This is a genomic window from Kitasatospora sp. NPDC058406 (assembly GCF_042722765.1).
GTDB lineage: Bacteria > Actinomycetota > Actinomycetes > Streptomycetales > Streptomycetaceae > Kitasatospora.
Map to the genome: position 1 here is coordinate 1 of NZ_JBHXKE010000264.1, position 12,037 is coordinate 12,037.

Below are 12,037 nucleotides of genomic sequence, written 5' to 3' on the forward strand. Positions count from 1 at the left end.
GCGGGTTGACGGGCGGTGTGGGAAGACCGCGAGCGCCGGCGGCTAGACCGCGCGGCAGGAGCCCCTCCCCGCACCGCGGGGAGGGGCTCCCGGCGCTTGCGGCCCCGTGGCCCCCGGGCCGGCCCGGACCTGCCGCGGACGGAGTTCTGATGTGCCCGGCGCGGACGCCCCCCGTAGGATTGCCGCAGATTCACCGCAGCGAGTGTGCGGACTCGCCGCCGTAGAGGTCTCCGCCGGGCACGCCCGCCCAGCGGGGTTGGACCACTCATCGGAGGCACATCCACGATGTCCGACACGCAGACCGTCCCTGGCCGGATCATGGCGGCGGAGATGGCCGAGCAGCCGGCCGTCCTGCAGCGGATCCTCGACGAGGGCGCTCCCAGGATCTTCGAGATCGCGTCCCGGATCGCTGCCCGCAACCCGCGCTTCGTCCTGCTCACCGCGCGCGGCACCTCGGACAACGCGGCGCTGTACGCCAAGTACCTGATCGAGATCCTGCTGGGCAAGCCGGCCGGGCTGACCTCGATGTCGACCACCACCGCGTACGGGGCCAAGCCCGACCTCTCGGACGTGCTGGTGATCACCGTCAGCCAGTCGGGCGGCTCGCCGGACCTGGTCGCCTCGACCAAGGCGGCCCGTGAGGCCGGCGCCATCACCCTCGCGGTCACCAACAACGCCGGCTCGCCGCTGGCCGAGGTATCCGAGTTCCACATCGACGTGCTGGCCGGGCCCGAGAAGGCGCTGCCCGCCACCAAGACCTACACCGCCGAGCTGCTGGCCCTCTACCTGCTCGTCGAGGGCCTGCGCGGCGGCGACGGCGCGGCCGCCAAGGACCTGCCGTCGCTGGCCGCGGGGGTGCTCGCCCGCCAGGGCGAGGTCAAGGCCCTGGCCGAGCGCTACCGCTTCGCCCAGCGCCTGGTCATCACCTCGCGCGGCTACGGCTACCCGACCGCCCGCGAGGCGGCCCTGAAGCTCATGGAGACCACCTACATCCCCGCCTCCCCGTTCTCCGGCGCCGACCTGCTGCACGGCCCGCTGGCCATGGTGGACAACGTCTCGCCGGTCATCGCGATCGTGCCGGACGGCAAGGGCGGCGAGGCCCTGCAGCCGGTCCTGGACCGGCTGCGCGGCCGCGGCGCGGACCTGGTCGTGGTGGGCCAGCAGGCGCAGGTGGACGCCGCCTCCGGGGGCTTCGCGCTGCCGGCCGGCGTGCCCGAGGAGGTCCAGCCGATCCTGGAGATCCTGCCGCTCCAGCTGCTGGCCTACGAGGTCACCATCGCCCGCGGCCAGGACCCGGACGCCCCCCGCGCGCTCGCCAAGGTCACCGAGACCCACTGACGGCCGCCGCGGACGAAGAACGCCGGTCCCCCGTCCACAGCCTGTGGACGGGGGACCGGCGTTTCGCGTGCGGTGCGCGGCGCGGCGGAAGCCTGCGGGAAGCACTACGGGCCACGGCCAGGAGGGGCCCATTGGCACCGCAGCCCGGAGCTGTCGTCGGGCGCGGGTGACCGGAGGGGGAAAGCACTACGGGCCACGGCGCCGACACGGGACCCTCAACCCATGCGGCACCGCAGCCCGGAGCTGTCGTCGGGCACCGGGGACGACCGAGAACTGTGCGGGGTCCTCGCTCGGCGGCGTCCGACCGAGGAGTGGCCTCGCGCGGTCAGGGCAGTTGCGCGGTGGGCCTCTCCTTGGTGCCCTTTCATTGTGGACTAGACCAATCTGGGTTGTCCAGGGCTCCCCGAAAATTGGTCTGGACAACCTTCGGGGGCGTCCGACCGGCGGGTGCGCCGGGCCTGCCCCGGCCCCCTGGAGCTACCCTCGCCATGTGCCCTCGCTGAACGAACTCGTCCGCCGCCACACCACCCTGACCGGTGCCGATGTGGAGTGGCTCCACATGCTGGTCTCGGAGTGGCAGCTGCTCTCCGACCTCTCCTTCGCCGACCTGGTGCTGTGGATCCCCACCTGGGACGGCATCCGCTACGTCTCGGTGGCCCAGATGCGGCCCAACACCGGCCCCACCTCGTACCAGGACGACATGGTCGGCCACCTCGTCCCGCGCGGTCGCCGACCGCTGCTGGACGCCGCCTTCGACGAGGGCCGGATCGTGCGCGAGGGCGACCCCGAGTGGCGCGAGGAGGTGCCGGTCCGGGTCGAGTCGATCCCGGTGCGCCGTGAGGGCAAGGTGCTCGGCGTGATCGCCCGCAACACCAACCTGCTGACCGTACGGACGCCCAGCCGGCTGGAGCTCACCTACCTGCAGAGCGCCTCCGACCTGGCCCAGATGATCGCGGCCGGCACCTTCCCGTACCCCGGCGTCGAGCAGGCCGACATGGACGCCGCGCCCCGGGTCGGTGACGGCCTGATCCGCCTCGACGCGGACGGCATCGTCACCTACGCGAGCCCGAACGCGCTCTCCGCCTACCACCGGCTCGGCCTCACCACCGACCTGGTCGGCAGTCACCTGGGCCGGGCCACCGCGGACCTGGTGCCGCCCTCCCGGGCCGCCGTGCACGAGGCGCTGGTGAAGCTCGCGAGCGGCTGGGCGCCCCGGCAGACCGAGGTGGAGGTCCAGGGCGGGGTGGTGACCCTGCGGGCCATCCCGCTCAAGCCGAAGGGCGCCCTGACCGGCTCACTGGTGCTCTGCCGGGACGTCACCGAACTGCGGCGCCGCGACCGCGAACTGATGACCAAGGACGCCACCATCCGGGAGATCCACCACCGGGTGAAGAACAACCTCCAGACCGTCGCCGCGCTGTTGCGCCTGCAGTCCCGCCGGATGGAGTCGGAGGCCGGCCGGGCCGCGCTGGACGAGGCGGTCCGCCGGGTCGGCTCGATCGCGATCGTGCACGAGACGCTCTCCCAGGCGCTGGACGAGAAGGTGACCTTCGACGAGATCGCCGACCGGGTGCTGGCCATGGTGATGGAGCTCTCCCAGGACGGCCGGGTGGCGACCCGCCGCAGCGGTAGCTTCGGCATCCTCTCCGCCGAGGTGGCGACCCCGCTGGCGATGGTGTTGACCGAGCTGCTGCAGAACGCGCTGGAGCACGCCTTCGGCCCGTCCTCCTCCGGGAACCTGGAGGTCAGCGCGCTGCGCGGGCGGGCGCCGTCCACCGGCATGGGCTGGTCGGACAGTTGGAACGGCGGGGCCCGTCCGGAGGAGTACCTGCTGATCACCGTGCAGGACGACGGCCGCGGCGTGCCGGAGGGCTTCGACCCGCAGCAGTCGGGCAACCTCGGGCTGCAGATCGTCCGGACCCTGGCCACCGGTGAGCTCGGCGGCACCTTCGACATGGTGGCCGGTCCGAACGGGGGTACGAAGGTCGTGCTGGAGATCCCGGTCCGCTGAGAGTCGCCGGGAGCGGCGCGGGGAGAGGGCCCGGGAGGGCCGGGGAAGTTCGGGGGAAGCGCAGAGACGCGCGAAGGGGGCGTGCAGTCGGCGAACGCGCCGGGTGCACGCCTTTTTCCGTACCGGGAAACAGAAACGAGGCCCTGTCGACCGGGGGGGGGTGGGTCGACAGGGCCTCTCAACCCGTTCCGGCCGTCGGGGGGAGTCGGCCGGAACGGGGGCTCTGAGTGGTGCGACACCACACCGATGCGTTGCACACGGTGAGCGCCACAGCTCCACAATATTGCTCTAAGTGAACAGTATCAAGTGCCTGGGCGGGTCGGTGTCGCAGGACCTCGTCGAGCAAGGTCCTTTGTACGGAAGGCTTCGCCAGGAAGTGCAGGGAAGCCTTTGATCATGTGTTGATCGGTCTTGCTGTCACTGCTGCTACGGCGTGTGATCAGGCGGTGCGGGCGCGGTTGCGGGCGGCACGGCGCTTCATCGCGCGGCGCTCGTCCTCACTCATACCGCCCCAAACGCCGGCGTCCTGACCGGTCTCGAGGGCCCACTGGAGGCACTGCTCCATGACCGGACAGCGGCGGCACACGGCCTTGGCTTCCTCGATCTGCAGCAGAGCGGGACCGGTGTTCCCGATCGGGAAAAACAGCTCCGGGTCCTCTTCGCGGCAGACAGCGCGGTGGCGCCAGTCCATGGTCGTCCAACTCCTCCTGCCGGCGGGGGCTGCCCGGTCGGCGTCATCGATGGGGTTTGTGAATGTGAACGCTTTCACGAATCCCGCAACAGCAAAAGAGACCAAAGGCCCATCGGGCCCGGGAGGTCTGTGCTGGGGAGGGATTCGGCGGTTCGAGGGACGCTCCGCGGTCGGCATCCAACAGGTTCTGAGGTTGCCGTCGCTGCGATGTGTCCCGATCGCCATGTAGAGGTTCGCAAACCTCGGGCCCGGATACAACCCCCTTCAGGAAGGAATTTTTGATTCTTCGGTGTCGCCTAGCTCACAGCCAGTACTTCTATGGAGTGAAGGGGGCTTGTGCGTTCGAGAAGAAGGGCGAAGCCCCCTTCCAGTCACACAATCACACGCAGTGCCCGCCGTACGCCTGTGAAACTGACGCGACTCCTGGATCCAAGGTGATCCCCGTCGACCTGGAATGGGGCCGGTTCCTCTGAAACCAAGGTGAAGTGCCGGACGTCGTGATAGGTGACGACGTGCTTCCCGGAGGGGCCGGGCGGCGGGGTGTCATCGCTCGAAGGCCCGTGCGACCGCAGGATCTGACGGACCGTTCGAGCCGTACCGAACGCCGTCATCCGGGTGATGCCGAAGACGTCGAGGTCCGCGTCGAAGGAGGCGAGCGGTGAGGGATAGACCGGGCGGTTGCCCAGGAACGTCCACGGCGAGGTGTTGCTGACTATCGCCAGCGCCAGGCCCGGAACCGGTGCGCGGCCCGCCAGTTCCAGCGTGACCGGGCCCGATCTGCGCTGCTCACGCTGGGTGACGAAGTGCCGGAGCGCCTGGGTGACGTAGAGCGCGTGCGTGGACTTGCGCCCCGCCCGGCGCTGCTCCTCCACCCGGCCGACCACGCCGGCGTCGAAGCCGAGGCCCGCGGTGAACGTGAACCAGCGGTCCGGCAGGCCCTCGGTCATCGCCTTGCCCAGCCCGATCGGCCGCTCGCTGCGGCTCTCCAGGGCGGCCAGCAGCGCACCGGTCGCCTCGACCGGGTCGTTGGGCAGGCCCAGGGCGCGCGCGAACACGTTGGTCGAGCCGCCGGGCACCACGGCCAGCCGGGGGACCTTCTCGCCCGGGCCGTGCGAGAGCAGTCCGTTGACCACCTCGTTGACGGTGCCGTCCCCGCCGAGCGCCACCACCAGGTCGACCGCGCCGTCGTCCACCGCCTCGCGGGCCAGGTCACGTGCGTGGCCGCGGTACTCGGTCTGCGCCACCTCCAGCTTGAGGTCGCTGCGCAGGGCGTGGATCAGGACATCCCTGGTGCGGCCACTGGTGGTGGTCGCTTTCGGATTGACGACCAGGAGAGCGCGCATGTGCTCAGCCTACGGGTCGGTACGGACCGGTCGGCGGCTACCCTGCTGGAGTGACCGCAGAATCCACCGCACCCGTCCCCGCGCCCGGCTCCGCGCGGCCCACGGCGCTCACCCTGGGCGCCGCCATCACCGCACTGGAGGGCGCCGCGCTGGCCGTCGTCGGCGTCTGGGACATGGTCGCCGCGCTGTCCGGCGAGTCCAAGCAGCTCGCCCTGAACGAGTTCGGCGGCCTGGTGATCGTACTGCTCGGCGTCCTGCCGCTGCTGGCCGCCCGGGCGCTGCTCAAGGGCCGCCGCTGGGGCCGCAGCCCGGCCGTGCTGACCAACTCGACCTGCCTGCCGGTGGCGTACTACATGTGGCAGAGCGGCGGTCCGATGGCCGCCGTGGCGCTGGCCGTCGCCGCGATCGGCCTGACCGGCATCGGCGCGCTGCTCAGCCCGAGGGCGACGGAGGCCCTCTACGCTCCGCACGAGGGCTGAGCACAGAGGGCCGAAGGCCCGGTGGCCGCCCGTCGGGCGGCCACCGGTGGGGCGTGCCGGGCGCGCCCTACTCCTCCACCAGGAGCTTCTCCCGCAGCTGGGCGAGGGTCCGGGCGAGCAGCCGGGAGACGTGCATCTGGGAGATGCCCACCTCGGCGGCGATCTGCGACTGGGTCATGTTCCGGAAGAACCGCAGCACCAGGATCTTCTGCTCCCGGGGCGGCAGTTGGGCCAGCAGCGGCTTGAGCGACTCGCGGTACTCGACGCCCTCCAGGGCCTCGTCGGTGGTGCCCAGGGTGTCCGCGACGGCCGGCGACTCGTCGTCGCTGTCCGGCACGTCCAGCGAGAGCGTGGAGTACGCGTTGGCGGACTCCAGACCCTCCAGCACGTCCTCCTCGGAGATCCCCAGGTGCTCGGCCAGCTCGTGCACCGTGGGGGAGCGGCCGTGCCGCTGGGAGAGCTCGCTGGTCGCCGTGGTCAGCGAGAGCCGCAGCTCCTGGAGCCGGCGCGGTACCCGGACCGCCCAGCCCTTGTCGCGGAAGTGCCGCTTGATCTCGCCGACGATCGTCGGCGTCGCGTAGGTGGAGAACTCGACCCCGCGCTCGTGGTCGAAGCGGTCCACCGACTTGATCAGGCCGATGGTGGCGACCTGGGTCAGGTCGTCCAGCGGCTCGCCGCGGTTGCGGAACCGCCGGGCCAGGTGCTCGACCAGCGGGATGTGCATGCGCACCAGCTGGTTGCGCAGCTCGACGCGCTCCGAGGAGCCGTCGGGCAGCGCGGACAGCCGGACGAACAGCGCCCGGGCCGCTTCGCGGTCCGGTGCACCGCTGCGGTGCGGGGTCTGGGCGGGCACCGCGGCGCGCAGCGCCTCGGCAGCCTGCTCGGCCGTGTCGGCCGCCGTGGCCGCCTCGTCCGGGAGGTCCGCGGCCTGCGGCTCGGGCGTGGGCGACGGATCGGGCGTCGGCTCGGTCGGCTGGCTCATCCGCTGGGCGTCCTTCGGGTGCGCTTCGTCGTTGGCGGCGAGGCCGGGCATGCTCGCCTGGGTCGGTACGGCAGGGCCCGCCGTCGCGAGGCCGGTACGGTCCAGATCACTCACGGCCATTCCCCCGTTCCGTTCCGGGAGCGCCGGGGCCGCCGGCCCCGGTTCGTCTCGATGGTCGTACCGCCCGGTGGGGGCGGTACGGGGAGCCGCCCGCCGGCCCGGGTGGGTACCGGGCGGACGGCTCTCGGTCGGTGCTGCCGCGATCTCTCGCGGCGGCACTAGTGGGTGGCGGGGCCGCCACGCTTCTTGTGCAGGCTGATCGACACGGTGTTGTCCTCGGCGACCGTGGACTCCACCTCGCCGGCCAGGGCCGAGAGCACCGTCCAGGCGAAGGTGTCCCGCTCGGGCGCCCGGCCGTCGGTGGTCGGCGCCGAGACGATCACCTTCAGCGAGTCGCCGACCAGTCGGAACTCGCAGGAGAGGACCGAACCGGGGACGGCCTGCTGGAGCAGGATGGCGCACGCCTCGTCGACCGCGATGCGCAGGTCCTCGATCTCGTCCAGCGTGAAGTCCAGCCGGGCCGCCAGGCCCGCCGTGGCTGTTCGCAGGACCGAGAGGTAGGCGCCCGCAGCGGGCAGCCGGACCTCCACGAAGTCCTGCACTCCGGGCTCGCCGTCGATCTGGGACACCCTCACCTCCTGGGTGACGCGCTGTGCTTCCGGGCCGGTGGCCGCGGCACTGTCTGTTGCTTGGCTCAACTGCTTCGCCCCAACTGTCCAGAGGGGTGGTGCGGTACGTACCGGTCATACCCCTCAAGGAGTGGCCGGACGCCGCGCGTCCGTCCGAGACGTTACCGCTTTCCTGACCCGGTACGGGAGTCACTCATGGTAAGGCATCGCGACGCAGGGTGGCAGTGGTCGGACGCGGGCCTTGCAGGCCGTCCGTGCGCGCCCCCGCGCGCCGGTTTCAGCGGGTGCCGGCGGCGGCGAGCGCGTCGCCGGTGAGCCGGTAGACGGTCCAGCCGTCCATCGGCACCGCGCCGAGCGCCTTGTAGAAGTCGATCGAGGGCTCGTTCCAGTCCAGCACCGACCACTCCACCCGGGAGTAGCCGCGCTCGACGGCGATCCGCGCCAGTTCCAGCAGCAGCGCCTTGCCGTGGCCGCCGCCGCGGGCCTCCGGGCGGACGTAGAGGTCCTCCAGGTAGACGCCGTGGGTGCCGCGCCAGGTCGAGAAGTTGCGGAACCAGAGCGCGAAGCCGACCGGCTCGCCGGTGGTGTCGTCCTCGGCGATCAGGCCGAACACGGCCGGCTCGGCGCCGAACAGCGCGTCGTGCAGCTGGTCGTCGGTGGCCACGGCCTCGTCGGGGGCCTTCTCGTACGTCGCGAGCTCGTGGATCAGGGTGCGGATGAGCGGAACGTCGGTGGCGACGGCGGTGCGGATCATGGCACGAGCCTACTGGGCCGGTTCGTTCTCGTCCCAGGCCTGGACGGAGGTCTGGTCGACGATCCGCCCGTCGCGCAGGTCCGCGACCGAGCTGACCAGCACCCGGACGCCGTCCGGGTAGCGGCAGGACTCCAGGAAGGCGAGGCGGTCGTCCTGGAGCACCACCTGTTCCAGCCGGTGGGTGGTCTGCCGGCCGTAGAGGTCGTCCAGCAGGGCGCCGATCTCGTCCCGGCCGTGCATGACCAGGGGGTGGCTGGGCTGGGTGGTGCGGTCGACCACGCGGACCTCGGCGTCGTCCGCGTAGAGCGCCAGCAGGGCCGCGGCGTCGGCGTGTTCGATGCCCTGGCGAAGGGCTCCGGTGTCGAAGGCGGGCGGTGCGGCCATGGCGGTCATGTGCTCGCTCCTGCGGTCGGTTCCGTCGGCTCGTACCTTCGAGCGTACGCCCGGCGGAACCGGCCGCAGCGGCGGTGGTTCAGCGGGCCGGCACGGTCCGCAGGTAGGCCGCCAGCGCGGTGATCGCGGCCGGGTTGCGCGGGCTCTCCACCAGGTCGACGTAGTCCAGGACGAAGATCCGGTCGTTGCGGACGGCGGAGACGCCGGCCAGCGGCGGGAAGGTCTTCAGGAACTTCCGCTTGGCCTCGGCGTCCGGGGTGCCGTAGTTGTTGATCACGATCACCTCGGGGTCGCGCTGGACCACGCTCTCCCAGCCCACCGTGGTCCAGGAGTCGGCGACGTCGCCCGTCACGTTCCGGCCGCCGGCCTTGGAGATGATCTCCTCCGGCGCCGCGAACTTCCCCGAGGTGAACGGCTTGTCCTCGCCGCTGTCGTAGAGGAACACGCCGGGGCGGTACGCCGGCTCCGGCACGGCGGCCACCTGGGTCTTGAACTCGGCGATCAGCTTGTCGGCCCGGTCCCGCACGTCGAAGATCTCGCCCAGGTTGGCGAGGTCCGTGTAGAGCGCGTCCAGCGGGGCCATCACGCCGCGCTCCGGGCCCTTGCCGCTGCGGCAGGACTCGCTGAGCACGTAGGAGGCGACACCCAGGTCGGCCAGGGCCTGCGGGGTGACGCCGCTCGCGTCGTCGAAGCCGTAGTGCCAGCCGGCGAAGACCAGGTCGGCCTTGGCCTCCAGCGCGATCTCCTTGGTGATCTGCTTCTTGGAGAGCCAGGTGGTCCGCTGGTAGCCGTCCTTCCAGGCGACCTTCTCGACGTCGCCCTTGTCGTCCGGCATGACGTAGCCGGCCATCCGGTCCTCCAGCCCGAGCGCGAGCATCAGCTCGGTGATGCCGACGTCGTTGGTCACCGTCCGCGCCGGCTTCTGCCGGAAGGTGAGCTCGGTGCCGCAGTTGCGGACGGTCACCGGGTAGTGGGCGGAGGCGGTGGCGCCGTCACCGCTCGGGGCTATCTCGGCGCCGCAGCCGGTGAGGGCGAGGGCGAGCAGGGCGGCGGCGGCAACGGCTTTGGTACGCATGGCGGTTCCTTGCTGGATCAACGGGGGGTCACTTGGCGAGTCGGTCGAAGAGCAGCTGGACGGCGCCGGTCCCCGGGTGCCGGACGGGCGTCGCGCGGACCCCGAACACCTCGGCGAGCAGTCCGGGTTCGAGCACCTCGGCGGGCGGTCCGGAGGCGACGATCCGCCCGGCCGCGACCACGTACAGCAGGTCGCAGTGGCCGGCCGCCAGGTTGAGGTCGTGCAGCGCGGTGAGTACCGTCGGCCCGGCCTCCCGGACCAGCGCCAGCACCTCCAACTGGTGCGCGATGTCCAGGTGGTTGGTGGGCTCGTCGAGCACCAGCACCTTCGGCTCCTGGACCAGCGCGCGGGCGATCAGCACCCGCTGCTTCTCGCCGCCGGACAGGCTCAGGAAGCCCCGTTCGGCGAGGTGGGCCGCACCCACCCGGCGCAGCGCCGCGGCGCACCGCTCGCCGTCGCCGGCGGCGGGCCCGGCGGCCGGGCCGCGCCGGTGCGGCAGCCGGCCCATGGCGACCACCTCGGCCACGGTGAAGTCGAACTCGGCGGAGTGCTCCTGGGGCAGCGCGGCGACCCGCCGGGCGGCCTCGCGCGCGGTGAGCGCGTGCAGTTCCTCGCCGCCCAGCCGGACGGCCCCGGCGGCGGGCCGCAGCGCCCGGTAGACGCAGCGCAGCAGCGTGGACTTGCCGCTGCCGTTCGGTCCGACCAGGCCGACCACCTGCCCGGCGGCGGCGGTCAGGGTGACGTCGTGGACCAGCCGGAGGCCGGCCAGCTCGACCGAGACGCGGTCGACGGCGAGGTCCAGGGCGGGGTCCGCGGTGAGGTCGGGGACGGTCGTGCGGACGGCCCTCATCGGCCACCTCCGAAGGAGTAGCCGCGGCGGCGCATCAGCAGCAGGAAGCAGGGCACCCCGAGGGCCGCGGTGACCACCCCGACCGGAAGTTCGGCCGGGGCCAGCAGGGTGCGCGAGACGATGTCCACCCAGACCAGCAGCAGGGCCCCGGCGAGCGGCGCGATCAGCAGCACCCGGCGGTGGCCGGCGCCGACCAGCATCCGCACCACGTGCGGGACCATCAGCCCGACGAAGCCGATCGCGCCGCTGACCGCGACGACCGTGCCGGTGACGGCGGCGGTCACGACGAACAGTTCGCGGCGCAGCCGGTCCGGGTCGACTCCGAGCGAGGCGGCCGTCTCGTCGCCCATCGCGAGCGCGTCCAGCCGCCCGGCGGAGCAGATCAGGTGGGTCAGTCCGGCGAGCACGGTGACGGCGGCGATCGGCACCGAGCCCCAGGTGGCCCCGCCGAGGCTGCCGAGCAGCCACATCATGGCGGAGCGGGCGGCCTCGCCGCGGGCGGCGGCGAACACCATCAGCGCGGTGACGGCGGAGAAGCCGTAGGACATCGCGGTGCCGGTCAGCACCAGGCGCAGCGGGGTGAGGCCGTAGGCGGTACGGGCCGTCAGGTAGACGAGCACCATGGCGAGCAGGGCCGCGCCGAAGGCGGAGACGGAGAGCGCCCAGACGCCGAGCGAGGCGAAGGCGCCCAGCATGAGCACGGCGTTGGCGCCGACCGAGGCACCGGAGGAGATGCCGAGCACGAAGGGGTCGGCCAGCGCGTTGCGGACCATCGCCTGGACCGCGACCCCGGTGGCGGCCAGTCCGGCGCCGACCACGGCGGCGAGGACGGCACGCGGCAGCCGGATCTCCCAGACGATCGCGTAGGCGGCGGCCTCGTCGGCCTCCAGCCGGCCGCCGGTCAGGCCGGCGCCGAGCAGTCGCAGCACCCGGGCCCAGCCGAGTCCGGAGGAGCCCACCGCCACGGCGCAGACCAGCGAGAGCAGCAGGGCCGCGGCCAGGCCGGCGGCCAGCGGCGCGGTGGGTGTCCGGCGTGTCCCGGGCGCGGGCGGCGCGGCGGCCGGTATCGGGGGTGCGGTGGCGGTGGTGCTCACAAGCGGCGCGCCTTCGCCTCGGGCCGGGGCGGCGCGGGGCGGCACGTCCGGGCGGAGGGTACGCCGGGGCGGCATCCCCTCGCAGTCCACGGCGAGTTGTCGGGAGGTCGGCGCCCCGGGGCGGTCGGACTCACGGTGCGGGGCACCGTTCACCGTTGCGGGTCAGCGCCGGATTCGCACCGGCTTCCCCTCGGGACGCCCAGGCAGCATAACAAGCGCTCCGGTCAGGTAACCCTTACCGGGGCGGGCGCGGACGCGGACCGCCCGGGCAGGCCGCGGACGCGGGCCTGGGCGGCGGCGGGGCCCGACCCGCGGAGAACGCACGGCCGCCCCCGTCC

Annotated in this window: 12 protein-coding genes and 1 riboswitch; of the genes, 3 read left to right on the forward strand and 9 right to left on the reverse strand. The window is 72.6% G+C overall.

The window, feature by feature from the left end:
- The first annotated feature begins 285 nt into the window (after positions 1-285).
- Positions 286-1,338, forward strand: a complete 1,053-nt coding sequence (locus ACFWOG_RS34530; RefSeq protein ID WP_329952266.1) for an SIS domain-containing protein — start codon at positions 286-288, stop codon at positions 1,336-1,338.
- Between the two features lie 490 nt (positions 1,339-1,828).
- The gene (locus ACFWOG_RS34535; RefSeq protein WP_329883101.1) at positions 1,829-3,349 is read left to right on the forward strand and encodes a PAS domain-containing sensor histidine kinase; all 1,521 of its coding nucleotides are present in this window, start codon (positions 1,829-1,831) and stop codon (positions 3,347-3,349) included.
- A 439-nt stretch (positions 3,350-3,788) separates the two neighbouring features.
- Here the strand turns inward: ACFWOG_RS34535 and ACFWOG_RS34540 are convergent, their stop codons facing one another.
- The gene (locus ACFWOG_RS34540) at positions 3,789-4,040 is read right to left on the reverse strand and encodes a WhiB family transcriptional regulator (RefSeq protein ID WP_014138019.1); all 252 of its coding nucleotides are present in this window, start codon (positions 4,038-4,040) and stop codon (positions 3,789-3,791) included.
- 371 nt (positions 4,041-4,411) lie between these two features.
- Complete coding sequence (locus ACFWOG_RS34545; RefSeq protein ID WP_329883100.1) at positions 4,412-5,383, reverse strand: diacylglycerol kinase family protein; 972 nt, start codon at positions 5,381-5,383, stop codon at positions 4,412-4,414.
- 50 nt (positions 5,384-5,433) lie between these two features.
- Here ACFWOG_RS34545 and ACFWOG_RS34550 point away from each other — a divergent pair, with 50 nt between their 5' ends.
- Positions 5,434-5,862: a hypothetical protein gene (locus ACFWOG_RS34550; RefSeq protein WP_380363217.1), complete on the forward strand. Its 429-nt coding sequence runs from the start codon at positions 5,434-5,436 to the stop codon at positions 5,860-5,862.
- A gap of 67 nt (positions 5,863-5,929) precedes the next feature.
- Here ACFWOG_RS34550 and ACFWOG_RS34555 read toward each other — a convergent pair whose 3' ends face one another.
- The 7 genes from ACFWOG_RS34555 to ACFWOG_RS34585 all read right to left on the reverse strand — a co-directional run bounded on the left by ACFWOG_RS34555 (position 5,930) and on the right by ACFWOG_RS34585 (position 11,699).
- Positions 5,930-6,958 carry an RNA polymerase sigma factor SigF gene (locus ACFWOG_RS34555; protein ID WP_329883098.1) on the reverse strand — a complete coding sequence of 343 codons (1,029 nt, stop codon included), beginning with the start codon at positions 6,956-6,958 and terminating at the stop codon, positions 5,930-5,932.
- A 164-nt stretch (positions 6,959-7,122) separates the two neighbouring features.
- Entirely contained in the window at positions 7,123-7,533 is a 411-nt protein-coding gene (locus ACFWOG_RS34560) for an anti-sigma regulatory factor (protein ID WP_329883097.1), read from the reverse strand.
- A gap of 277 nt (positions 7,534-7,810) precedes the next feature.
- Positions 7,811-8,287, reverse strand: coding sequence for a GNAT family N-acetyltransferase (locus ACFWOG_RS34565; RefSeq protein WP_329883096.1), 477 nt, complete (start codon positions 8,285-8,287; stop codon positions 7,811-7,813).
- A gap of 9 nt (positions 8,288-8,296) precedes the next feature.
- Complete coding sequence (locus ACFWOG_RS34570) at positions 8,297-8,680, reverse strand: nuclear transport factor 2 family protein (RefSeq protein WP_355399372.1); 384 nt, start codon at positions 8,678-8,680, stop codon at positions 8,297-8,299.
- A gap of 79 nt (positions 8,681-8,759) precedes the next feature.
- Positions 8,760-9,755 carry an ABC transporter substrate-binding protein gene (locus tag ACFWOG_RS34575; protein WP_380363222.1) on the reverse strand — a complete coding sequence of 332 codons (996 nt, stop codon included), beginning with the start codon at positions 9,753-9,755 and terminating at the stop codon, positions 8,760-8,762.
- A 28-nt stretch (positions 9,756-9,783) separates the two neighbouring features.
- Complete coding sequence (locus ACFWOG_RS34580; protein WP_380363224.1) at positions 9,784-10,605, reverse strand: ABC transporter ATP-binding protein; 822 nt, start codon at positions 10,603-10,605, stop codon at positions 9,784-9,786.
- Entirely contained in the window at positions 10,602-11,699 is a 1,098-nt protein-coding gene (locus tag ACFWOG_RS34585; protein ID WP_355399368.1) for an iron ABC transporter permease, read from the reverse strand. The genes ACFWOG_RS34580 and ACFWOG_RS34585 overlap by 4 nt, the downstream gene beginning before the upstream one ends.
- A 101-nt stretch (positions 11,700-11,800) precedes the next feature.
- A riboswitch (cobalamin riboswitch) is annotated at positions 11,801-11,937 on the reverse strand.
- Positions 11,938-12,037 lie beyond the last annotated feature (100 nt).

Coding starts and splice junctions, on each gene's coding strand:
- ACFWOG_RS34530 (WP_329952266.1), top strand. CDS start 286: ATGTCCGACACGCAGACCGTCCCTGGCCGGATCATGGCGGCGGAGATG.
- ACFWOG_RS34540 (WP_014138019.1), bottom strand. CDS start 4,040: ATGGACTGGCGCCACCGCGCTGTCTGCCGCGAAGAGGACCCGGAGCTG.
- ACFWOG_RS34545 (WP_329883100.1), bottom strand. CDS start 5,383: ATGCGCGCTCTCCTGGTCGTCAATCCGAAAGCGACCACCACCAGTGGC.
- ACFWOG_RS34565 (WP_329883096.1), bottom strand. CDS start 8,287: ATGATCCGCACCGCCGTCGCCACCGACGTTCCGCTCATCCGCACCCTG.
- ACFWOG_RS34570 (WP_355399372.1), bottom strand. CDS start 8,680: ATGACCGCCATGGCCGCACCGCCCGCCTTCGACACCGGAGCCCTTCGC.
- ACFWOG_RS34575 (WP_380363222.1), bottom strand. CDS start 9,755: ATGCGTACCAAAGCCGTTGCCGCCGCCGCCCTGCTCGCCCTCGCCCTC.
- ACFWOG_RS34580 (WP_380363224.1), bottom strand. CDS start 10,605: ATGAGGGCCGTCCGCACGACCGTCCCCGACCTCACCGCGGACCCCGCC.